Origin of the sequence: Microbacterium sp. BDGP8 (assembly GCF_029991045.1) — a bacterium.
Taxonomy (GTDB): Bacteria; Actinomycetota; Actinomycetes; order Actinomycetales; family Microbacteriaceae; genus Microbacterium; species Microbacterium plantarum.
Map to the genome: position 1 here is coordinate 1,292,108 of NZ_CP120712.1, position 21,264 is coordinate 1,313,371.

Consider the following 21,264-nt stretch of genomic DNA (forward strand, 5'->3'; position numbering starts at 1 on the left):
CCGATCGGGACGGGCCGGGCACCCGGCGCCGCCGCGGCGAGCAGGAAGCGCTGGAGGACTGGAATCGAGCGGGTTCGCTCTGATACCCTGGATCGTCACTCGTGTGGCTTCGTCGCCATGCGCATCTGACGCATCATCCACAACCATCCGCCTCGATCGCGGCCGTCGTCCCCGAGACGACGAGCCCCGGATTCGCGGCCCGACACCCTGACCCAACAAGGACAACCCACTACATGACTAACGCAACGACCGCCCCGGCCACCAAGCAGGTCGCTATCAACGACATCGGATCTGCTGAGGACTTCCTGGCCGCGGTCGAGAAGACTCTGAAGTTCTTCAACGACGGTGACCTCATCGAAGGCACCGTGGTGAAGATCGACCGCGACGAGGTCCTCCTCGACGTCGGCTACAAGACCGAGGGTGTCATCCCCTCGCGCGAGCTTTCCATCAAGCACGACGTCGACCCCAACGAGGTCGTCAAGGTCGGCGACGAGGTCGAAGCCCTCGTTCTCCAGAAGGAGGACAAGGAAGGTCGCCTCATCCTCTCCAAGAAGCGCGCGCAGTACGAGCGCGCCTGGGGTGACGTCGAGAAGATCAAGGAGAACGACGGTGTCGTCACCGGCTCCGTGATCGAGGTCGTCAAGGGTGGTCTGATCGTCGACATCGGCCTGCGCGGCTTCCTGCCGGCATCGCTCATCGAGCTGCGTCGCGTCCGCGACCTCACGCCGTACCTCGGCCAGGAGATCGAGGCCAAGATCCTCGAGCTCGACAAGAACCGCAACAACGTCGTGCTCTCGCGCCGCGCCCTGCTCGAGCAGACGCAGTCCGAGTCGCGCACCACGTTCCTCAACAACCTCCACAAGGGTCAGGTCCGCAAGGGCGTCGTCTCGTCGATCGTCAACTTCGGTGCGTTCGTCGACCTGGGCGGCGTGGACGGCCTCGTGCACGTCTCCGAGCTCTCGTGGAAGCACATCGAGCACGCTTCCGAGGTCGTCGAGGTCGGCCAGGAGGTCACCGTCGAGATCCTCGAGGTCGACCTCGACCGCGAGCGCGTCTCGCTGTCGCTCAAGGCGACGCAGGAGGACCCGTGGCAGGTCTTCGCCCGCACCCACGCGATCGGACAGGTCGCGCCGGGCAAGGTCACCAAGCTCGTTCCGTTCGGTGCGTTCGTTCGCGTCGCTGACGGCATCGAGGGCCTCGTGCACATCTCCGAGCTGTCGGGCAAGCACGTCGAGCTCGCCGAGCAGGTCGTGTCGGTCGGCGAAGAGGTCTTCGTCAAGATCATCGACATCGACCTCGAGCGTCGCCGCATCTCGCTCTCGCTGAAGCAGGCGAACGAGTCGGTCGACCCCTACGGCACCGAGTTCGACCCCGCCCTCTACGGCATGGTCACCGAGTACGACGAGAACGGGGAGTACAAGTACCCCGAGGGCTTCGACCCGGAGACCAACCAGTGGAAGGAAGGCTTCGACGAGCAGCGTCTGGCTTGGGAGGCCGAGTACGCGGCAGCTCAGGGTCGCTGGGAGGCGCACAAGGCTGCTGTCGTCAAGGCCCTCGAGGCCGAGGCGGCTGCCCCCGCCGACAACGGCTCGTCGTTCTCGTCGGACGTCCAGTCCGCGAGCACCGGCGGCGGCACGCTGGCCGACGACGAGGCTCTCGCCGCTCTGCGCGAGAAGCTCTCGGGTCGCTGAGCCCACACTGATACGACGGAAGGGTCGGAGCCTCGTGCTCCGGCCCTTCCGCCGTTTCCGGGCGGCGGAACGAGATTCCGCCGTGCCGTGCGCGCGGGCGTCCGTGACGCGATAGTTTCAGTGCATGGAGAACGAGACGCCGCAACGAACGCGCGCGACCTACGTTCTCCCCGCGCCCCCGCGGTGGGTGGATGCCGTCCTCGGAGACGGTGACCGCGCGCGGTCGGCGATGCTCAATCAGATCGTGACGACGTCAGTCGTGCTCGTCGTTGCAATTGCGGGCCTCATGGTGGGATTCCGCGGTGACACGGCCCTGTTCTTCCTCGCCGTCACCGCTGTCTTCGTGCTGACCGGCGCATCGATCATCGTCCCGTGGGGGCATCTCCCGCCCCTGTGGCTCGCTCTGATCCCGCTGGGCGACATCGTCGCGATCGGCGTCATGCGCGTCGCCGAGCCGACCGGTGGATTCGGGTTGCTCTGGGTCTTCCCGGTCATCTGGCTCGCGGCGGGTTTCGGCGCCGCCGGCTGGCTCGGGGGCATCTTCCTAGCTCTCGCCGCATACGGCGTGACGGACGCGGTGATCCGGTCGTCGCCGTCATCCTTCGGTTTCCTGCTTCTGCCTCTCCTGCTCATCGCCGTGAGCACGTCGACGTTCCTCAGCAGCCGGCGCGCCAGCGCACAGCGGCTGCTCCTCGACCGTCAAGCGACGGTGCTGACGCAATCTCTCGAGCGAGCGCGCCGACATGAGCAGGTGCTCACCGAGGCCCTCGACCGCGTCGACTTCGGCGTCGCGCGGATCGAGTCGGACGGCTCGGCCTCGATCATCAATGACGCCCACGCGCGCCTGCAGCGCGGGTCGCGCACCAGCGGACAGCCTGACGTGTTCTCGGCCGACGGTTCGACGCTGCTGGCCGCTGACGAGCATCCACTGGCGCGCGTCCGGCACGGCGAAGCCTTCACCGACGCGCGAATCCAGGTCGGCCAGGGCGAGGACCGCCGTGTTCTGAGCGTGTCGGCGCGGCGCATCATCGAGCCGGATGGCAGGGACTCCGGCGCGGTCGTCGTGACGCGCGACGTCACGGCCGAAACCGACGCGTTGCGAGAGCGCGACGCCCTCGTGTCGTCGGTCTCGCACGAGCTGCGGACCCCTTTGACGTCCATCCTGGGTTACCTCGAGCTGGCCATCGACACGCCGGGTGTTCCCGAGGCGGCGCTCGAGAACCTGCGCGTCGCAGATCGGAACGCCGACCAGCTGCTCCGCCTCGTGGGAGACGTGCTGGCGGCGTCGAGTCAGCACAAATCCGCGGCGCAGCTCACCGTCTCACCGGCGGACATCGATCTCGTCGAGATCGTCCACGCTGCCGTGGAGTCGATCCTCGTGAGCGCGGGGGAGCGCGGCATCGTGATCGACGTGTCCCGCGTCGAACCAGCCCGGGCCTATGCGGACCCTGTTCGCATCCGGCAAGTTCTCGACAACCTCCTCTCGAACGCGGTCAAGTACAACCGACCGGGCGGTCGTGTCTCGGTCGCCACCTCGGTCGGCGACCAGTGGGCGCTGATCGCCGTGCAGGACTCCGGGGTCGGGCTGAACGAGGAGGACCTCGGCTCGGTGTTCCAGCGCTACTACCGGGGGGCAGCCGTCCGCGATTCGTCCGTCACCGGCAACGGGCTCGGTCTGGCAATCAGCCGCGATATCGTGCGCAGGCACGGCGGGGACATCACGGTCACCAGCGTTCTGGGCGTCGGTTCGACTTTCTCGGTGACGCTTCCGGCGCGGCGGCCCGGGACGGCGACATCATGATCGATCAGTTCTCCGTTTCGCTCGTGACCGCCGTCGTGGTGCTGGTGTGCGCCGTGCTGTTCATCTTCGATACTCTGCTGCGTCGGCCCGAGCAGAGCGGCCGATTCTGGGCAGTCGGATTCCTCTCCGCCGTGCTGACCACGATGTTCTACGTCGTCTGGGCCAGTGCCCCTGAAACCGCCTGGGCCGTCGTGTGCGGCAACACCGCTGCCGTCGTCGGTACGGGTCTCATGTGGCTCGGATGCCGCGCCTACAACCGGCGGCCGGTGCGCGGAGCCGGTGTCGTCGTCGCGCTCGGCGGCACCGCTGCCGCAGTCGCCGCCTCCGTCGAGTTCGCTCTGGGCGGCGACGACTGGTCCGGAGCCGTGGTGATGTTCGGAGCGCTGAGCGTGCTGGCCGCGGCCGCGTCGGTGGAGTGCTTCCGCGGTGCCCTGGGCGCCTCCCGTACCGCGCTCCCGCTCGGCATCGTCTTCGGCGTGCAGGCGCTGTTCTACCTCGTGCGCGTCGTGATCGTCGCGACGCTGGGATACGGCGAGGTCTTCGACCTGTGGGCGGGTTCCATACCCACGAGCATCCTCACCGTGGTCCTCTCCATCACTGCGGTCGTCAGTGCGTCGGTCCTCCGCGCGGGCCGGGTCGGTGTGCGCGGGTCCGATTCGCCGGAGGGGCGCGATGCCGGTTCGGGCGAGATCGCGACGATCGCGGGCTTCCGGCGCGCGGTCGGCCTGAGTGCCCAGCGGGCCAGCGCACGGCGCGAGTTGGTTGCGGTCTGGGTCATCGAGCTCGACGGCCTCGAGTACATCGCCACCGCATTCGGTCTCGACGTAGGCGATGCGGTCGTACGGACGTGGCGGAAGACCATGGCGGCGAACGCGCCGACGCTCGCTGTTCTGGGCGAGGTCGGGGCCGAGCGGATCGGAGTCATCACGGTCGTCGGATCCGCGGCGGACGCGCGACGGCAGGCGCTGGCGCTCTACCGCTCCCTGTTCGAGGCGCTCGGCTCGGTCGAGGGCGGCGTGCTTCCCGCCATCGGCATCGGCGTCGCGCTGAGCGATGCCGTCGGCTACGACGCGGATGCCCTGATCGAGGCGGCCGCGGCCGCGGCGACCCGCGCCTCGTCGGGGGTGGCTTCGGCCGTGCTGCTCGCCGAACCGTCCTGACGCTGTCCGCGCCGCTGTCAGCGCTGGTCGAGCCGGTACCCCGTGCCCTGATCCGAGGCGATCAGGGTTGACGTCGCGGCGGCTGCGAACGTCCCGCGCAGCGCCTCGACGCTGCGCTCGATCGCCCGCACCTCGTCGGGATCGGGAGCGTCTGCGCGTGACCGGGACCGGAGAGCGAGTGCGAGGTCGTGCTTCGTCCGGGTGCGTCCTTGCGCGAGGAGCAGGGCGCGGAGCACGGACGATTCCGTCTGCGCGAGCTCGATCGGAACGCCCGCGAGGCGGAACACACCGTCGGTCACCGATACGTCGCCATAGGAGAGGTTTTGGGCGGCCGGAGTCGGGGTCGCGGCCGGTGCGGCATCCACGACGGGCGCCTCCTCGCGTCGCCGCTGTGACGGAATAGCGGCCAGGCGAGCTTTGAGATCGCGCGGCCGGAACGGCTTGCCGAGGTACTCGTCACCGCCGGCTGCCCTGCCGCGCTCGGCGTCGCCCGGTTCCACGAAGGCGGAGATGAAGATGATGTAGGTGTCGCTGAACTCGCGGACGCGACGCGCGACCTCGAACCCGTCGATGCCGGGAATGTTGACGTCGAGGGTCGTGACGTCGGGGGATACCGATCGGATCAGCTCGACCGCGTCGAGGCCGTTCTCGGTCGCGTGCACCGAGAATCCGCTCGATTCGAGGATCGCCGAGAGCAGGCTGCGGATGTCGGCCTGGTCTTCGACGATGACGGCGGTGCGTTCCACGGTGATCCCACCTTCCGCGGGTTGTGTGGAATCCATCGTATCGACCGGGCGGCCTCGCGCTCGGCCTAGCGCCCGTGGCATCCTCGGGTGTATGCCTCTGATCGCATTGACAGGCGGGATCGCGTCCGGCAAATCCACGATCGCGCGTCGGCTGGCCGAGCACGGGGCCGTTGTCGTCGACGCGGACGCGATCGTGCGGGACGTCCAGCGCCCCGGGTCTCGCGTGCTCGAGGCCATCAGCGCCGAGTTCGGGTTCGGCGTGATCGCGGCTGACGGCGAACTCGACCGCGCCGCGCTGGCGGCCATCGTGTTCGCCGACCCGGAAGCGCGAACCAGGCTGAACGAGATCGTTCACCCGGCGGTGCGTGCGGAGTCGCAGCGACGCTTCGACGAAGCACTCGGCCGAGGGGACGGGACCGTCGTGGTGTACGACGTGCCTCTGCTCGTCGAGGCTCGCGTCGACGACCCCTGGGATTCCGTCGTCGTCGCGCACGCGCCCGCATCCGTCCGCCGTGAGCGTCTGCAGCGCCTTCGCGGGATGACGGCGGAGGAGGCCGATCGGCGGATCTCGGCGCAGGTCGACGATGACCAGCGGCTCGCAATCGCCGACGTCGTCATCGACACCGCGGGGGACCTCGAGGTGACGCTGGCGCAGGTCGACGCCCTCTGGGCCGAGCTCACCGCGGCGCCGGCCTCGTAGCACGCGCGCACGCTCTGAGCGAAGGCCGGGCCCGATGTCGGTGGCCCCGCCTACGCTGGAATCATGCAGACCACGCGCTCCGTGAGGCCCTTCGAGGTCATCAGCGAATACGTCCCGAGCGGTGACCAGCCCCAGGCGATCGCCGAGCTCGCAGGCCGGATCAACGCGGGCGAGACCGACGTGGTGCTGCTGGGTGCCACGGGTACGGGCAAGTCGGCGACGACGGCGTGGCTCATCGAGCAGGTGCAGCGTCCGACGCTCGTGATGGCGCACAACAAGACGCTCGCCGCGCAGCTGGCGAACGAGTTCCGCGACCTCATGCCGAACAACGCGGTCGAGTACTTCGTCAGCTACTACGACTACTACCAGCCCGAGGCGTACGTCCCGCAGACCGACACCTTCATCGAGAAGGACTCGTCGATCAACGCCGAGGTCGAGCGGTTGCGCCACTCGACCACGAACTCGCTCCTGAGTCGTCGCGACGTGGTCGTGGTGAGCACGGTCTCGTGCATCTACGGCCTCGGTGCGCCGGAGGAGTATCTCCGCGCCATGGTCGCGCTTCAGGTGGGCGAGCGATACGACCGTGACGCCCTCATCCGCAAGTTCATCGCGATGCAGTACAACCGCAACGACGTGGACTTCTCGCGCGGCAACTTCCGGGTGCGCGGCGACACGATCGAGATCATCCCGGTGTACGAGGAGTACGCCATCCGCATCGAGCTCTTCGGCGACGAGATCGAGGCGCTGTACATGCTCCACCCGCTGACGGGTGACGTCGTCCAGAAGCTGGACAGCGTCCCGGTGTTCCCGGCGTCGCATTACGTGGCGGGCACCGAGACGGTCCAGCGCGCCATCGGAACGATCGAGCACGAGCTCGGTGAGCGTCTGAAGGAGTTCGAGAGCCAGGGAAAGCTGCTGGAGGCGCAGCGTCTGCGGATGCGGACGACGTTCGACCTCGAGATGCTGCAGCAGCTCGGCTTCTGTTCGGGCATCGAGAACTACTCGCGGCACCTCGATGGTCGTTCCCCGGGTGACCCGCCCCACACGCTGCTCGACTTCTTCCCCGACGACTTCCTCCTCGTGATCGATGAGTCGCACGTGACCGTTCCCCAGATCGGAGCGATGTACGAGGGGGATGCCTCCCGCAAGCGCACCCTCGTCGACCACGGGTTCCGTCTGCCGAGCGCCATGGACAACCGGCCGCTCCGCTTCGACGAGTTCAAAGAGCGCGTCGGGCAGACCGTGTATCTCTCCGCGACACCGGGGCGGTACGAGATGGGCATCGCCGACGGCGTGGTCGAACAGATCATCCGGCCCACCGGTCTCGTGGACCCCGAGATCATCATCAAGCCCTCGAAGGGTCAGATCGACGATCTGCTCGAGGAGATCCGGCTGCGCGTGGAGCGCGACGAGCGCGTCCTGGTGACGACACTCACCAAGAAGATGGCCGAAGAGCTCACCGACTTCCTCGGCGAGCACGGCGTGCGGGTGCGCTACCTGCACTCCGACGTCGACACGCTCCGCCGTGTCGAGCTCCTCACGGAGTTGCGCCAGGGCGCGTACGACGTGCTCGTCGGCATCAACCTGCTCCGCGAGGGACTCGACCTGCCCGAGGTGTCGTTGGTCGCGATCCTCGACGCCGACAAGGAGGGGTTCCTGCGTTCGGGAACCTCACTCATCCAGACGATCGGGCGCGCGGCGCGAAACGTCTCGGGCCAGGTGCACATGTACGCCGACAAGATCACCGACTCGATGGCCGCAGCCATCGAGGAGACCGAGCGTCGCCGTGAGAAGCAGATCGCCTACAACCTCGAGCACGGCATCGATCCGCAGCCGCTGCGGAAGAAGATCGCCGACATCACGGATGCCCTCGCGCGAGAGGCATCCGATACCCGCGACCTGCTGAACGGCAAGGCGACGGCTCGCAACAAGTCGGGCAAGGGCAAGAGCCCGACACCGCAGCTGCGCCGTGAGGGGATCGCCGCAGAAGGGGCTCAGCAGCTCGAGGCGACGATCGAAGACCTCTCGCAGCAGATGCTCGCCGCGGCAGCGGAACTCAAGTTCGAGCTGGCAGGGCGCCTCCGTGACGAGGTGCAGGACCTCAAGAAGGAGCTGCGTGCGATGGAGCGAGCCGGGCACGCCTGACCGCGAGAGGTGTCAGCGGCGGCGCCGGGTCAACGGGGGCAGTGGAGCAGGGGCTTCGGCCCGGCTCGGTCCACGTCGTGCTCGGTCATCGGGTGGCCGCACAACGGACACGCGCGGCCGGTGCGCTCGGGCTCGGGCTCGCTCTCGTACGGGCCGACGGACGCCGGCCCGGCGGCACGGATGAGCCGCGAGTTCAGATAGGCGTACCAGCCGCCCGCCTCGCGGACGCGCGTGCGAAGGGGTGGGCGGCGGTCGTGCTCGGTCATGATCATCAGTGTACTAACGATTAGGGCGTATAGGATGCGAGGGTGGACTCCGCCGACGACATGTTGAAGCTCGACAACCAGCTCTGCTTCGCGTTGGTCACCGCGGCCCGGAACGTCGTGGCCATCTACCGGCCGATTCTCGAGCCGCTCGGCCTGACCCACCCGCAGTACCTCGTCATGCTCGCCCTCTGGGAAGCGTCACCGCAGGCGCTGGGGGAGCTGGCGGCCGATATTGCGATGGAGCCGGCGACGCTGTCTCCGCTCGTCAAACGTCTCGAGGCCCAGGGGCTGGTCACGCGCGCGCGGCGGCGAGGCGACGAACGCGTGCTCGAGATCGGACTGACCGCTGCGGGCCGAGCGCTGCGCGCGGACGCGGTGCGTGTCCCCGAACAGGTCATGGCGGCGGTCGGAATGACGGTCGACGAGGTGACCGCTCTGCGCGACGGACTCGAGCCGTTCGCCGGGCGGCGGGTCCCTCGGGAGCAGCCGCCTGTAGCGCAAGAGTGAGCCCAGGGCGAACCGCGGAGCCGGTGTCGGAGGCCCGACCTAGACTTGTGCGGTGCCCATCGTCCCCGTCGCTTCCTCATCGAAACTCAGCGTCCGCGGAGCCCGCGTCCACAACCTCAAGGACGTGGATCTCGACATCCCGCGCGACAGTCTCGTCGTCTTCACCGGCCTCTCCGGCTCGGGAAAGTCGAGTCTCGCCTTCGACACGATCTTCGCCGAGGGGCAGCGCCGCTACGTCGAGTCGCTGAGCGCGTACGCGCGACAGTTCCTCGGTCAGGTCGATCGTCCCGACGTCGACTTCATCGAGGGCCTGAGCCCCGCCGTCTCGATCGATCAGAAGTCGACGAACCGCAACCCGCGGTCGACGGTCGGCACGATCACCGAGATCCACGACTACATGCGCCTCCTGTGGGCGCGGATCGGTGTGCCGCACTGCCCCGAGTGCGGCGAGCGGATCCAGCGTCAGACCGTCCAGCAGATCGCCGACCAGCTCATGGAACTGCCCGACCGCACGCGCTATCAGGTGGTCGCGCCGGTCGTGACGCAGAAGAAGGGCGAGTTCGTCGACCTCTTCAAGGAGCTGAGCGCGAAGGGCTACGCCCGGGCGGTCGTCGACGGCGACGTGATCTCGCTGGCCGAGCCGCCGACGCTCAAGAAGAGCTACAAGCACGACATCGCGGTGGTCGTCGACCGCCTCGTCGCCGGCCCCGATCTGCTCGGGCGCGTGACCGACTCGGTCGAGACCGCCCTGGCACTCGCCGGCGGCGTCATCAAGATCAACTTCGTCGACGAAGAGGGCGACGCGGCGTGGCAGAGCTTCAGCGAGAAGCTCGCCTGCCCGAACGGCCACGCATTGCAGCTCACCGAGATCGAGCCGCGCACCTTCTCGTTCAATGCACCCTTCGGCGCATGCCCGACGTGCTCGGGTCTCGGCACCCGGATGTCGGTCGACGCCGAGCTCATGCTGGGCGACGAGGAGCTCTCGATCGCCGAGGGCGTCCTCCTGCCCTGGACAACGCAAGGCAAGGGACTCTTCCAGTACTACGAGCGGCTGCTCGAAGGGCTCGCATCCGACCTGAAGTTCTCGCTCAAGACCCCGTGGCGCAAACTGCCGGCGGAGGTGCAGGACGCGGTGCTGCGCGGCGAGAACTACAAGGTGACGGTCAAGTGGAAGAACCGTTACGGGCGCGAGATGCGCTACGCATCGGGCTTCGAAGGCGTCATCCCGTACATCGAACGTCAGTATCTCCAGGCCGAGACGGACACGCAGCGTCAGCGCTGGGCGGAGTACCTGCGCGAGGTCCCGTGCCCCGCGTGCGACGGCGACCGGCTCAAGCCGGAGGTGCTCGCGGTCCTCGTCCACGAGCATTCCATCGCCGACGTCGCGCGGCTGAGCCTCGCCGAGGCGCAGACCTACTTCAACCAGCTCGAGCTCACCGAGCGCGAGGCCAAGATCGCGGCAGCGGTGCTGCGCGAGATCCGCGCCCGACTCGACTTCCTCATCGAGGTCGGACTGAACTACCTCAGCCTGGGGCGCGCCGCCGGATCGCTCTCGGGTGGCGAGGCACAGCGCATCCGGCTCGCGACACAGATCGGTTCGGGCCTCACCGGGGTCCTCTACGTCCTCGACGAGCCGTCGATCGGACTGCACCAGCGCGACAACCGCCGGCTGATCGACACGCTGGTGAAGCTGAAGAGCCTCGGCAACACGCTCATCGTCGTCGAGCACGACGAAGAGACGATCGCCGCCGCCGACTGGGTGGTCGACATCGGCCCGCGTGCCGGCGTCGAAGGCGGAAACGTCGTCCACTCCGGCCCGTACGACGCTCTGCTGGCCGACGAGAACTCCATGACCGGCGATTACCTGTCGGGACGCCGGTCGCTCGAGACGCCGACGAAGCGTCGCAAGATCGACAAGAAGCGGATGCTGACGGTCGTCGGCGCCCGGGCCAACAACCTCAAGAACGTGACCGCCGAGTTCCCGCTCGGTGTGCTCACCTCGGTGACCGGAGTCAGCGGCTCGGGCAAGTCCACGCTCGTCAACGGCATCCTGTACGAAGTGCTGGCGACCCGCCTGAACGGTGCACGCCGCGTCGCGGGCAAGCACACGCGCGTCACCGGCCTCGACAACCTCGACAAGGTGGTTCACGTCGACCAGGCGCCGATCGGCCGCACCCCGCGATCGAACCCCGCCACCTACACCGGCGTCTTCGACCGCATCCGCACCCTGTTCAGCGAGACGCCCGAGGCGAAGGTCCGCGGATACCTGCCGGGTCGGTTCTCGTTCAACGTCAAGGGTGGTCGCTGCGAGGCGTGCTCCGGCGACGGCACACTGAAGATCGAGATGAACTTCCTGCCCGACGTGTACGTCGACTGCGAGGTGTGCCACGGCAAGCGGTACAACCGCGACACGCTCGCTGTGCACTACAAGGGCAAGAACATCGCCGAGGTCCTCGAGATGCCCATCTCGGAGGCCGCGGAGTTCTTCGAGCCGATCCAGGCGATCCACCGCTACCTGAAGACGCTGGTGGACGTCGGGCTCGGGTACGTCCGGCTCGGTCAGTCCGCCACGACGCTTTCGGGCGGCGAGGCGCAGCGCGTCAAGCTCGCCACGGAGCTGCAGCGCCGCTCGAACGGCCGCAGCATCTACGTGCTCGACGAGCCCACGACGGGCCTGCACTTCGAAGACGTCCGCAAGCTGCTCGAGGTGCTCAACGGTCTCGTCGACAAGGGCAACACCGTGATCACGATCGAGCACAACCTCGACGTGATCAAGGCTTCCGACTGGATCATCGACCTCGGTCCCGAGGGCGGTGCCGGCGGCGGCACGATCGTGGCCACGGGTACGCCCGAGCAGGTCGCGGGCGTTGCCGAGAGCCACACCGGTCAGTTCCTCGCCGAGATCCTGGGGGCCCCGGCGGCGCGCAAGGCGGGCTGACGTGGCGAACGTCCTTCCGTACCGGCCGAAAGCCGGCGAGATCCCCACAGACCCCGGGGTCTACCGCTTCCGCGACGCGGAAGGGCGGGTCCTGTACGTCGGCAAGGCGAAGAACCTCCGGGCCCGGCTGTCGAACTACTTCGCTCCGCTCCACACCCTCCACGAGCGCACCCGCCGCATGGTCACCACCGCGGCCTCGGTCGAATGGACCGTCGTGGCGACCGACGTCGACTCGCTGCAGCTGGAGTACATGTGGATCAAGGAGTTCGATCCGCCCTTCAACGTCCGCTACCGCGACGACAAGTCCTACCCGTTCATGGCCATCACTCTCGCCGATGAGGCGCCGCGGGTGATCGTGACGCGCAACCGGCGGATTCCCGGTGCGAAGTACTTCGGGCCGTATCCCAAGGTCTGGGCGGTGCACGAGACCATCGATCTGATGATCAAGGTCTTCCCGATCCGCACGTGCAGCGACTCGTCGTACAAGAAGGCGATGGCCTCGGGGCGTCCGTGCTTCCCCGGTCAGATCGGCCGCTGCGGCGGGCCGTGCTCGATGAAGGTCACGATCGAAGAGCACCGCGCGATGGTCGATGACTTCGTCGCGTTCATGTCGGGCGGTGATCAGCGGTTCGCCCGAGAGCTGACGACGCGCATGCGCGAGTCGGCCGCGGCGATGGACTACGAGTCGGCGGCTGTCTACCGCGACAAGCTGCAGGCGATCGACGCCGTCCTCAACAAGAGCGCCCTCGTGCTCGAGGACGATATGGATGCCGACCTCTTCGGCATCGCCGAGGACGAGCTCGCCGCTGCCGTCCAGCACTTCGTCGTGCGCGGCGGTCGCATTCGCGGTGTGCGGGCGACGACGATCGAGAAGGAGATCGACATCTCCGGGGCCGATCTGGTCGATCAGGTGCTCCAGCGGACGTACGGGGATGCCGCGCCAGGTGACATCCCTCGGCATGTGTTCGTTCCGACGCTGCCCGGCGATGCCGGCGAGCTGGAGCAATGGCTGCAGACTCGCCGCGGCAAGCGCGTCACCGTGCAGGTCGCGCAGCGCGGACGCAAGGCGGATCTGATGAAGACCGCCAACATCAACGCGCAGCAGGCGCTCATGCTTCACAAGACCCGTCGCACGAGCGACTACGTCGCGCGCAGCCAGGCGTTGACCGACCTCCAGGAGGCCCTCGGCCTCGAGGAGGCTCCGTTGCGGATCGAGTGCTACGACGTCTCGCACCTGTCGGGCACCAACGTCGTCGCGTCTCTCGTGGTCTTCGAGGATGGGCTTCCCCGCAAGGACCAGTACCGGATCTTCGGCGTCAACGAGACGACGGACGACACCGACTCGATGTACCAGGTGCTGACGCGCCGCCTCGCCTACCTCGACCGACCCGACGAGGACGATGAGCCGGTTCCCGACGCAACCGCCGACGGCGAGGTCGTGACGGCACGCAAGCGCCCGCGTTTCGCCTATCGTCCGCAGCTGCTCGTCGTCGACGGCGGCAAGCCTCAGGTCGAAGCGGCAGCGCGAGCCCTCGCCGACGCCGGACACAGCGAGATCGCTCTCTGCGGCATCGCCAAACGGCTCGAGGAGATCTGGCTGCCGGGGGAGGAGTACCCCGTCATCCTCCCGCGCACGTCCGAGTCGCTGTATCTCCTTCAGCGGCTGCGAGACGAAGCCCATCGATTCGCGATCGTCCACCAGCGCAAGCGGCGAAAGCGCGACATCACCTCGGTCCTCTCCGAGGTACCGGGCCTCGGAGCGGCCCGGATCAAGGCTCTGCTCCGGCACTTCGGCTCGGTCTCCAAGCTCAAGCAGGCGACGCCGGAGGAGATCCAGGAGCTGCCGGGCATCGGCCCTCGACTGGCCGAGGCGATCCATCGCCATCTCGCGGACGGATAGGCTGGACGTCGGCGACAGACAGGGGTGGTGACGGTGACCGACGAGGTGCCCGCGGGCGAGATTCTCATCGTCACGGGCATGTCCGGTGCCGGCCGCACCACGGCCGCGAACGCCCTGGAAGACCTCGGGTGGTATGTCGTCGACAATCTGCCGCCCCAGATGCTGCGTCCGCTGCTCGAGCTCAGCGAGCTGGCGGGGAATGCGTTGCCGCGAGTCGCGGCGGTCGTCGACGTCCGCGGCGGTGAGCTCTTCGCCGCACTGCCCGAGATCACGCGTGCGCTTCGGCACGGGCGGGCCCTCCGGATCCTGTTCCTGGATGCCGCCGACGAAGTGCTCGTGCGCCGGTTCGAGTCGGTGCGTCGCCCGCACCCTCTCCAGGGCGACGGCACACTCGTCGACGGCATCCGCCGCGAGCGCGAACGCCTCGCCCCGATTCGCGAGAGTGCCGACGTGATCGTCGACACCTCCCGCGACAACATCCATCAGCTGGCGACTTACATCGGTGACCTGTTCGCCGACGACGGTGCGGCTCGCCACACCGTCACCGTCATGAGCTTCGGCTTCAAGTACGGCCTGCCGCCGGACGCCGACCTCGTGGCCGACATGCGATTCCTGCCGAACCCGTTCTGGAACCCCGACCTCAAGGCGCTCACCGGCGAAGACGACGCCGTCCGCGAAGAGGTCCTTTCGCACGACAACGCACGCGAATTCATCGACGCCTACGCTGCGGCGCTGGCCCCCGTGCTGCGCGGTTACCAGGACGAGAACAAGCGCCATTCCGTGGTCGCCGTCGGATGCACGGGAGGCAAGCACCGCTCCGTCGTCACGGCTCGAGAACTCGCGCAGCGGCTGTCGGGGCTGCCCGGCGTGGCGGTGCGACTCAAGCACCGCGACCTCGGTCGCGAGTAGGCTATCCCTTCGTCCCCCGAACCCCCTCCCGAAGGAGCGCCGTGCCGCTGACCGCTGACGTCAAGACCGAGTTGGCTGCGATGCGCGACCCTCGACCCGCCGCCCGTGTGGCCGAGGTGACCGCGATCCTGCGCTTCGCGGGCGGTCTGCACTCGATCGCGGGCCGAGTGGCCGTCGAGGCCGAGGTCGACTCGGAGATCCTCGCCCGCCGCGTGGCGCGCGAACTCGTCGAGATCTACGGCGTGCGGCCCGAGCTCGCCCGCATCCAGGCGTCCGGCGGCCGCGACGGCGCGACGTTCGCCGTCCGCGTTCGCGAGGGAGGCGAGACCCTCGCACGTCAGACCGGCCTTCTCGACCAGCGGCGCCGCCCGGTGCGCGGCCTTCCCAACAGGCTCACGACCGGATCGCGTCCCGACCTGGCCGCCCTGTGGCGCGGTGCTTTCCTCGCTGCCGGTTCACTGTCCGACCCGGGACGTTCGGCCGCTCTCGAGATCTCCTGCCCCTCTCCCGAGGCCGCCATGGCCCTCGTCGGCGCGGCTCACCGTCTGGGCATCGCGGCCAAGGCGCGCGAGGTCCGCGGCATCCCGCGTGTGGTCGTCCGCGACGGCGAGGCGATTCGGCAGACCCTCGCCGAGATGGGCGCCACCCGCACGGCCGACACGTGGGACCAGATGCGGCAGCGCCGCGAGGTGCGCGCGGGCGTGAACCGCCTCGTGAACTTCGACGACGCGAACCTGCGTCGTTCGGCCCAGGCGGCCGTCGCGGCCTGCGCGCGCGTCGAGCGAGCCCTCGAGATCCTGGGGGACGAGGTGCCCGACCACCTCAAGCAGGCCGGCGATCTCCGTCTGGCACACCGCGACGCGAGCCTCGATGAGCTCGGTCATCACGCCGACCCGCCGCTGACGAAGGACGCTGTCGCGGGCCGCATCCGCCGCCTTCTCGCGATGGCCGACAAGAAGGCCGCCGCTGAAGGACTGCCCGACACCGAGTCGGCGGTTCCCGCGGGACTCTCCGACTGAGCGACCACGCCCGCGTTACACCGCGTTCCGAGCGGGAAGCAACGGGGTGTGCGACGCGTTGCCCCTCAATAGGATGAGAAACGTCCACGAGGCGTGCGGTCGCGCGCCTTCGACAGCACGAGCCGCGCGCTGCGCGGTGCTGACAGGAGATAGAGAATGACGAAGTACACCCTTCCCGAGCTCCCCTACGATTACGCGGCACTCGAGCCGCACATCAGCGGCAAGATCATGGAGCTTCATCACTCCAAGCACCACCAGACGTACGTGAACGGCGCCAACACCGCTCTCGAGCAGCTCGCGGAGGCCCGTGAGACCGGCAACCTCGCGAACGTCAACAAGCTCGAGAAGGACCTCGCGTTCAACCTCGGCGGGCACGTCAACCACTCCATCTTCTGGACGAACCTCTCGCCCGAGGGCGGCGGCGAGCCCGAGGGCGAGCTCCGCGCGGCGATCGACGAGTTCTTCGGCGGATTCGACAAGTTCCAGGCGCACTTCACGGCTGCCGCCACCGGCATCCAGGGCTCCGGCTGGGCCGTGCTCAGCTGGGACCCGATCGGCGCACAGCTGATCATCCAGCAGCTGTTCGACCAGCAGTCGAACACCGCCCAGGGAACCATCCCCATCTTCCAGCTCGACATGTGGGAGCACGCCTTCTACCTCGACTACCTCAACGTCAAGGCGGACTACGTCAAGGCGGCGTGGAACATCGCGAACTGGCAGAACGTCGCCGAGCGCTTTGTGACGGCTCGGGAGAAGACGGCCGGCCTGCTCGCGTAGTAGGGTCATAAACAGGTGAGGATGCCGGGCTCCTCCCGGCAACGGGAGCCGAACCCGGCATCCTCTTCTTTTTCATCAGATCGCGTTTCGGTCAGCCAGCACGGGCTTTTCCGGCGCGACAAGAAACGGGAGACATCGTGTCTGTCAAGATCGGCATCAACGGCTTCGGCCGCATCGGACGCAACTACCTCCGCGCCGCCCTCGCTCAGGGCGCGGACCTCGAGATCGTGGCGGTGAACGACCTCACCGACAACAAGACTCTCGCCCACCTGCTCAAGTACGACTCGATCCTGGGTCGCCTGGACGCCGAGGTCACGTACTCGGAGGACTCGATCACGGTCGGCGGCAAGACCATCAAGGTCTTCGAAGAGCGCGACCCCGCCAACCTCCCCTGGGGCGAGCTGGGCGTCGACATCGTCATCGAGTCGACCGGTCGTTTCACCAACGCCGAGGACGCCAAGAAGCACATCGCGGGCGGCGCCAAGAAGGTTCTCATCTCGGCTCCCGCGAAGGGCGAGGACGGCACGTTCGTCATCGGCGCGAACGAGGACCTGTACGACCCCGAGAACCACAACGTCATCTCGAACGCGTCGTGCACCACGAACTGCCTCGCGCCGCTGGCGAAGGTCCTGAACGACGAGTTCGGCATCGTCAAGGGCCTCATGACGACGGTCCACGCCTACACGGCCGACCAAAACCTGCAGGACGGCCCGCACAGCGACCTCCGCCGTGCCCGCGCCGCCGCCCTCAACATCGTCCCCACCTCGACGGGCGCGGCCAAGGCCATCGGCCTCGTCCTCCCCGAGCTGAAGGGCAAGCTCGACGGCTTCGCTCTTCGCGTGCCCGTTCCCACCGGTTCGGCGACCGACCTCACGGTCGAGCTCGAGCGCGAGGTCACGGTCGAGGAGATCAAGGCTGCGTACAAGGCTGCTGCCGAGGGTCCGCTCAAGGGCATCCTGAAGTACACCGAGGACGAGATCGTCTCGAGCGACATCGTCACCGACGACCACTCCTGCATCTTCGACGCCGGCCTGACCCGCGTCATCGGCAACCAGGTCAAGGTCGTCGGCTGGTACGACAACGAGTGGGGTTACTCCAACCGCCTCGTCGACCTCACCGAGCTCGTCGCCAGCAAGCTCTGACGACCATGGCTCTGCGAACCCTCGATTCGCTGGGCCCGCTCGCAGGAAAGCGCGTCATCGTCCGTGTTGACTTCAACGTCCCCCTGAAGGACGGAGTCATCACGGACGATGGCCGTGTGCGTGCGGCACTGCCCACCATCGACCACCTCATCGGCCAGGGAGCTCGCGTCATCGCGTGCTCGCACCTGGGACGTCCCGACGGTTCCCCCGACCCCAAGTACTCGCTCGAACCCGTCGCACAGCGTCTGTCGGAGCTGCTCGGCAAGCCCGTCGCCTTCGCCGGCGACACGGTGGGCGAGTCGGCGCAGCAGGTCGTCTCGTCGCTCGGCGACGGTGACGTCGCAGTGATCGAGAACCTCCGCTTCAACGCGGGCGAGACGGCGAAGGACGAGACCGAGCGTCGCGCGTTCGCCGAGCAGCTCGCCGCGCTCGGCGATGTGCTCGTTTCCGACGGCTTCGGTGTCGTGCACCGCAAGCAGGCCTCGGTCTACGACCTCGCGGAGATCCTGCCGTCGGCGGCCGGCTTCCTCATCGAGAAGGAGGTCGACGTCCTCGACCGCCTCACCGAGAACCCCGAGCGTCCGTACGCCGTGGTGCTCGGCGGGTCGAAGGTGAGCGACAAGCTGGGTGTCATCGAGCACCTGCTTCCGCGCGCCGACAAGATCCTCGTCGGCGGGGGGATGCTGTTCACCTTCCTCGCCGCGCTCGGACACAAGGTCGGCAAGAGCCTGCTCGAGAGCGACCAGCTCGAGACGGTGAAGGGCTACATCGCCACGGCGAAGGAGCGCGGCGTCGAACTCGTGCTCCCCGTCGACGCGGTCATGGCTTCCGGCTTCGCGGCGGACGCCGATCACGTGGTCGCGGCGGCCGATGCTCTGGAGGACACCCCGTTCGGTGCCGACGGCATGGGCCTCGACATCGGCCCGAAAAGCGCAGAGCTGTTCGCCGACGCGATCCGCAGCTCGCGCACCGTGTTCTGGAACGGCCCGATGGGCGTGTTCGAGATGCCCGCGTTCGCGGCAGGCACGCGAGCCGTGGCTCAGGCGCTCACCGAGGTCGACGGGCTGTCCGTCGTCGGCGGCGGAGATTCGGCGGCCGCGGTGCGGCAGCTCGGGTTCGCCGACTCGTCGTTCGGTCACATCTCGACCGGCGGCGGTGCGTCGCTGGAATTCCTGGAGGGCAAGAAGCTGCCCGGTCTGGAGGTGCTCGGATGGGCATGAACCGTATGCCCCTCATCGCGGGCAACTGGAAGATGAACCTCGACCACCTGCAGGCGGTGGCGTTCGTGCAGAAGCTGCACTGGACGCTGAAGGACGCCAAGCACGAGGATGACTCCGTCGAGGTGGCGGTCTTCCCGCCCTTCACCGATCTGCGTACGGTGCAGACGCTGCTCGACGCCGACAAGATCGCTTTCGCTCTCGGTGCCCAGGATCTTTCCACGAAGGACTCCGGCGCATACACCGGCGAGATCTCGGGAGCGTTCCTCAAGCAGCTCGACTGCCGGTACGTGATCATCGGGCACTCGGAGCGTCGTGAGTACCACGCCGAGACCGATGAGGTCGTCGCGGCCAAGGTCCAGGCGGCCCTCCGTCACGGTCTGTCGCCGGTCATCTGCGTCGGTGAGACGGCGGAAGACCTGGAAAAGCACGGCGCGTCGGCTGTTCCGGTGGCGCAGCTCGAGGCGGCCCTCGCAGGCGTGGCGGCGGATGCCGACATCGTCGTGGCTTACGAGCCGGTGTGGGCCATCGGGTCGGGCCAGGCTGCGACCCCGCAGCAGGCGCAGGACGTGTGCGCGAAGCTCCGTGAGGTCGTCGGCTCCGTGCTCGGCGCCGATGCGGCTGCGCGCACCCGCATCCTCTACGGGGGATCGGTGAAGTCGGCCAACATCGCCGGTTTCATGCGCGAGCCCGATGTCGACGGCGCTCTCGTCGGAGGCGCGAGCCTCGTCGCAGACGAGTTCGCCGCGATCATCCGCTACCAGAAGCACGTCGGCGTGTGACGTCGTACGGCCCGGCGACCCACCGGTCGCCGGGCCGTACGCGTATCCGTGCGGCTGCTGGATATACTTGACCCTCGTGCGATCGGAACGATCGCCGGAAAGGTGACGACCACCGTGCAGATCCTCGAGTTCGTGCTGCAGGTGCTTCTGGGCATCACCAGCCTGCTCCTGACGTTGCTGATCCTGCTCCACAAGGGGCGCGGCGGCGGCCTGTCCGACATGTTCGGCGGCGGGATGAGTTCCGCCATGGGCTCATCGGGCCTCGCGGAGCGCAACCTCAACCGCTTCACGATCGTGCTCGCGCTGGCATGGTTCCTCTCCATCGTCGCCCTCGGCCTCATCACGAAGTTCACGGTGCTCTGATGGCCACCGGAGGAAACGCCATTCGCGGCACCCGCGTGGGTGCGGGCCCCATGGGCGAGCAGGACCACGGACACCACGCTGATCGCGTTGCGATCTCGTACTGGGACGCTCTCGGCAACGAGACGGTGCGCTACTTCGCCGCCGGCATCGCGGACGAAGAGATCCCCGAGACCATCGACTCGCCCCACTCGGGGCTGCCGGCCGGTCGCGACAAGGCGAATCCGCCTGCCGTCGCCAAGACCGAGCCGTACAAGACGCACCTCGCCTACGTGAAGGAGCGCCGCTCGGACGAAGAGGCCGAGCAGCTGCTCGACGAAGCGCTGCAGCAGCTTCGCGAACGCCGCGGACTGAACTGACGCGGCACACGTCGCAACATACGAAGAGAGCGGATGCCACGGCATCCGCTCTCTTCGTATGTGCGCGCGAGTCAGTACTCGTCGTCGATGAGCTCCGGCGGAACCTGCGCGGCGGTCGCTTCATCCGTGAAGAGAATGGTGCGACGGGTGCCCTTCGCACCGGCTGCCGGCACGCTGTGGTAGCTGGCACCCGCAAGCGCGAGCCCGAGCGCGGCTGACTTGTCCGGACCGGCGAGCACCATCCATACCCGCTTCGACGCGTTGATCACCGGCCGAGTGAGCGTCACGCGCTCGGCCGGGGGCTTCGGGGAGTCGTGGACGGCTGAGACCGCGCTGTCGGTAATGCGGATCTCGCCGCGGTCCGGGAACAGCGAGGCGATGTGGCCGTCGGGGCCGACGCCCAGGAAGCAGATGTCGAAGACGGGCCAGGCCGCGCCGTCGATGCCCGCCGTAGCGAGCTCGGCGGCGTACGCGCTGGCGGCGGCTTCGGCATCCGGCGCCTCGTCTGACGCAGCGATGGGATGCACGTTCGATGTCGGCAGCTCGATCGCGTCGAGGAAGGCGCGACGTGCGACCGCCTCGTTCCGATCCTCGCTGTCGCGGGCGACGAAGCGCTCGTCGACCCACCAGAAGTGCACGCGCGACCAGTCGACAGTGTCGCGCTCGGGGTGGGACCCGAGCCGCTCGAGCACATCCGTCATGATGCCGCCGCCCGCGAGACCGACGTTGACGGTTCTTCCGTCCGTTCCCCACTTCGCCACGCGATCGAGGAAACGTGCCGCGATCGAGCCGGTGAGGGTCTCGACGTCGGGGCTGATGACGACGCGCTTCTCAGCGGTCGGCAT

The 21,264-nt window shown here is 68.0% G+C and carries 19 protein-coding genes; 16 read left to right on the plus strand and 3 right to left on the minus strand.

Annotation, left to right across the window (positions count from 1 at the left end):
• Positions 1 to 233 precede the first annotated feature (233 nt).
• The 3 genes from rpsA to P6897_RS06215 all read left to right on the plus strand — a co-directional run bounded on the left by rpsA (position 234) and on the right by P6897_RS06215 (position 4,652).
• A complete protein-coding gene (gene rpsA / locus P6897_RS06205; protein ID WP_023951490.1) occupies positions 234 to 1,691 on the plus strand; it encodes a 30S ribosomal protein S1 in 1,458 nt (485 codons plus the stop codon).
• 124 nt (positions 1,692 to 1,815) lie between these two features.
• Positions 1,816 to 3,492, plus strand: coding sequence for a HAMP domain-containing sensor histidine kinase (locus tag P6897_RS06210; RefSeq protein ID WP_274177649.1), 1,677 nt, complete (start codon positions 1,816 to 1,818; stop codon positions 3,490 to 3,492).
• Positions 3,489 to 4,652 (plus strand): diguanylate cyclase, encoded by a 1,164-nt coding sequence (locus P6897_RS06215; protein ID WP_274177650.1) that lies wholly within the window; start codon positions 3,489 to 3,491, stop codon positions 4,650 to 4,652. The genes P6897_RS06210 and P6897_RS06215 overlap by 4 nt, the downstream gene beginning before the upstream one ends.
• Before the next feature lie 17 nt (positions 4,653 to 4,669).
• On the opposite strand, the gene P6897_RS06220 is transcribed toward P6897_RS06215, so the two are convergent.
• Entirely contained in the window at positions 4,670 to 5,398 is a 729-nt protein-coding gene (locus P6897_RS06220; RefSeq protein ID WP_274177651.1) for a response regulator, read from the minus strand.
• Between the two features lie 91 nt (positions 5,399 to 5,489).
• On the opposite strand from P6897_RS06220, the gene coaE reads away from it, so the two are divergent.
• Both coaE and uvrB read left to right on the plus strand, forming a co-directional pair.
• The gene (gene coaE / locus P6897_RS06225) at positions 5,490 to 6,098 is read left to right on the plus strand and encodes a dephospho-CoA kinase (RefSeq protein ID WP_274177652.1); all 609 of its coding nucleotides are present in this window, start codon (positions 5,490 to 5,492) and stop codon (positions 6,096 to 6,098) included.
• A gap of 63 nt (positions 6,099 to 6,161) precedes the next feature.
• Entirely contained in the window at positions 6,162 to 8,243 is a 2,082-nt protein-coding gene (uvrB, locus tag P6897_RS06230; RefSeq protein WP_112614014.1) for an excinuclease ABC subunit UvrB, read from the plus strand.
• Between the two features lie 29 nt (positions 8,244 to 8,272).
• On the opposite strand, the gene P6897_RS06235 is transcribed toward uvrB, so the two are convergent.
• A complete protein-coding gene (locus tag P6897_RS06235) occupies positions 8,273 to 8,515 on the minus strand; it encodes a hypothetical protein (protein WP_112614016.1) in 243 nt (80 codons plus the stop codon).
• A gap of 36 nt (positions 8,516 to 8,551) precedes the next feature.
• Between P6897_RS06235 and P6897_RS06240 the strand changes: the two genes are divergently transcribed.
• The 11 genes from P6897_RS06240 to P6897_RS06290 all read left to right on the plus strand — a co-directional run bounded on the left by P6897_RS06240 (position 8,552) and on the right by P6897_RS06290 (position 20,419).
• Positions 8,552 to 9,016 carry a MarR family transcriptional regulator gene (locus P6897_RS06240; RefSeq protein WP_274177653.1) on the plus strand — a complete coding sequence of 155 codons (465 nt, stop codon included), beginning with the start codon at positions 8,552 to 8,554 and terminating at the stop codon, positions 9,014 to 9,016.
• Between the two features lie 52 nt (positions 9,017 to 9,068).
• On the plus strand, positions 9,069 to 11,954 hold the full coding sequence (gene uvrA / locus P6897_RS06245) for an excinuclease ABC subunit UvrA (protein ID WP_112614020.1): 2,886 nt from the start codon (positions 9,069 to 9,071) through the stop codon (positions 11,952 to 11,954).
• Position 11,955: 1 nt separating this feature from the next.
• Positions 11,956 to 13,854: an excinuclease ABC subunit UvrC gene (gene uvrC, locus P6897_RS06250; RefSeq protein ID WP_274177654.1), complete on the plus strand. Its 1,899-nt coding sequence runs from the start codon at positions 11,956 to 11,958 to the stop codon at positions 13,852 to 13,854.
• 78 nt (positions 13,855 to 13,932) lie between these two features.
• On the plus strand, positions 13,933 to 14,763 hold the full coding sequence (rapZ, locus tag P6897_RS06255) for an RNase adapter RapZ (protein ID WP_282502563.1): 831 nt from the start codon (positions 13,933 to 13,935) through the stop codon (positions 14,761 to 14,763).
• A 41-nt stretch (positions 14,764 to 14,804) separates the two neighbouring features.
• The gene (whiA, locus tag P6897_RS06260; RefSeq protein WP_023951475.1) at positions 14,805 to 15,782 is read left to right on the plus strand and encodes a DNA-binding protein WhiA; all 978 of its coding nucleotides are present in this window, start codon (positions 14,805 to 14,807) and stop codon (positions 15,780 to 15,782) included.
• A gap of 156 nt (positions 15,783 to 15,938) precedes the next feature.
• Complete coding sequence (locus P6897_RS06265) at positions 15,939 to 16,559, plus strand: Fe-Mn family superoxide dismutase (RefSeq protein WP_023951473.1); 621 nt, start codon at positions 15,939 to 15,941, stop codon at positions 16,557 to 16,559.
• A gap of 137 nt (positions 16,560 to 16,696) precedes the next feature.
• Positions 16,697 to 17,701: a type I glyceraldehyde-3-phosphate dehydrogenase gene (gene gap / locus P6897_RS06270; RefSeq protein ID WP_094261864.1), complete on the plus strand. Its 1,005-nt coding sequence runs from the start codon at positions 16,697 to 16,699 to the stop codon at positions 17,699 to 17,701.
• 5 nt (positions 17,702 to 17,706) lie between these two features.
• Complete coding sequence (locus tag P6897_RS06275) at positions 17,707 to 18,921, plus strand: phosphoglycerate kinase (RefSeq protein ID WP_112614024.1); 1,215 nt, start codon at positions 17,707 to 17,709, stop codon at positions 18,919 to 18,921.
• A complete protein-coding gene (gene tpiA / locus P6897_RS06280) occupies positions 18,912 to 19,700 on the plus strand; it encodes a triose-phosphate isomerase (RefSeq protein ID WP_114587882.1) in 789 nt (262 codons plus the stop codon). The genes P6897_RS06275 and tpiA overlap by 10 nt, the downstream gene beginning before the upstream one ends.
• Before the next feature lie 114 nt (positions 19,701 to 19,814).
• Positions 19,815 to 20,063, plus strand: a complete 249-nt coding sequence (gene secG / locus P6897_RS06285) for a preprotein translocase subunit SecG (RefSeq protein WP_036304945.1) — start codon at positions 19,815 to 19,817, stop codon at positions 20,061 to 20,063.
• Positions 20,063 to 20,419, plus strand: a complete 357-nt coding sequence (locus tag P6897_RS06290) for an RNA polymerase-binding protein RbpA (protein WP_112614028.1) — start codon at positions 20,063 to 20,065, stop codon at positions 20,417 to 20,419. Before secG ends, P6897_RS06290 begins: the two co-directional genes overlap by 1 nt.
• A 71-nt stretch (positions 20,420 to 20,490) precedes the next feature.
• Here the strand turns inward: P6897_RS06290 and pgl are convergent, their stop codons facing one another.
• Positions 20,491 to 21,264, minus strand: a complete 774-nt coding sequence (gene pgl, locus P6897_RS06295) for a 6-phosphogluconolactonase (protein ID WP_282502393.1) — start codon at positions 21,262 to 21,264, stop codon at positions 20,491 to 20,493.

What these genes read in the sequence shown, in the direction of transcription:
- rpsA (WP_023951490.1), top strand. Translation starts at nt 234, where the DNA reads ATGACTAACGCAACGACCGCCCCGGCCACCAAGCAGGTCGCTATCAAC.
- P6897_RS06210 (WP_274177649.1), top strand. Translation starts at nt 1,816, where the DNA reads ATGGAGAACGAGACGCCGCAACGAACGCGCGCGACCTACGTTCTCCCC.
- P6897_RS06215 (WP_274177650.1), top strand. Translation starts at nt 3,489, where the DNA reads ATGATCGATCAGTTCTCCGTTTCGCTCGTGACCGCCGTCGTGGTGCTG.
- coaE (WP_274177652.1), top strand. Translation starts at nt 5,490, where the DNA reads ATGCCTCTGATCGCATTGACAGGCGGGATCGCGTCCGGCAAATCCACG.
- uvrB (WP_112614014.1), top strand. Translation starts at nt 6,162, where the DNA reads ATGCAGACCACGCGCTCCGTGAGGCCCTTCGAGGTCATCAGCGAATAC.
- P6897_RS06235 (WP_112614016.1), bottom strand. Translation starts at nt 8,515, where the DNA reads ATGATCATGACCGAGCACGACCGCCGCCCACCCCTTCGCACGCGCGTC.
- rapZ (WP_282502563.1), top strand. Translation starts at nt 13,933, where the DNA reads ATGTCCGGTGCCGGCCGCACCACGGCCGCGAACGCCCTGGAAGACCTC.
- P6897_RS06265 (WP_023951473.1), top strand. Translation starts at nt 15,939, where the DNA reads ATGACGAAGTACACCCTTCCCGAGCTCCCCTACGATTACGCGGCACTC.
- P6897_RS06275 (WP_112614024.1), top strand. Translation starts at nt 17,707, where the DNA reads ATGGCTCTGCGAACCCTCGATTCGCTGGGCCCGCTCGCAGGAAAGCGC.
- tpiA (WP_114587882.1), top strand. Translation starts at nt 18,912, where the DNA reads ATGGGCATGAACCGTATGCCCCTCATCGCGGGCAACTGGAAGATGAAC.
- P6897_RS06290 (WP_112614028.1), top strand. Translation starts at nt 20,063, where the DNA reads ATGGCCACCGGAGGAAACGCCATTCGCGGCACCCGCGTGGGTGCGGGC.
- pgl (WP_282502393.1), bottom strand. Translation starts at nt 21,264, where the DNA reads ATGCCGACCGCTGAGAAGCGCGTCGTCATCAGCCCCGACGTCGAGACC.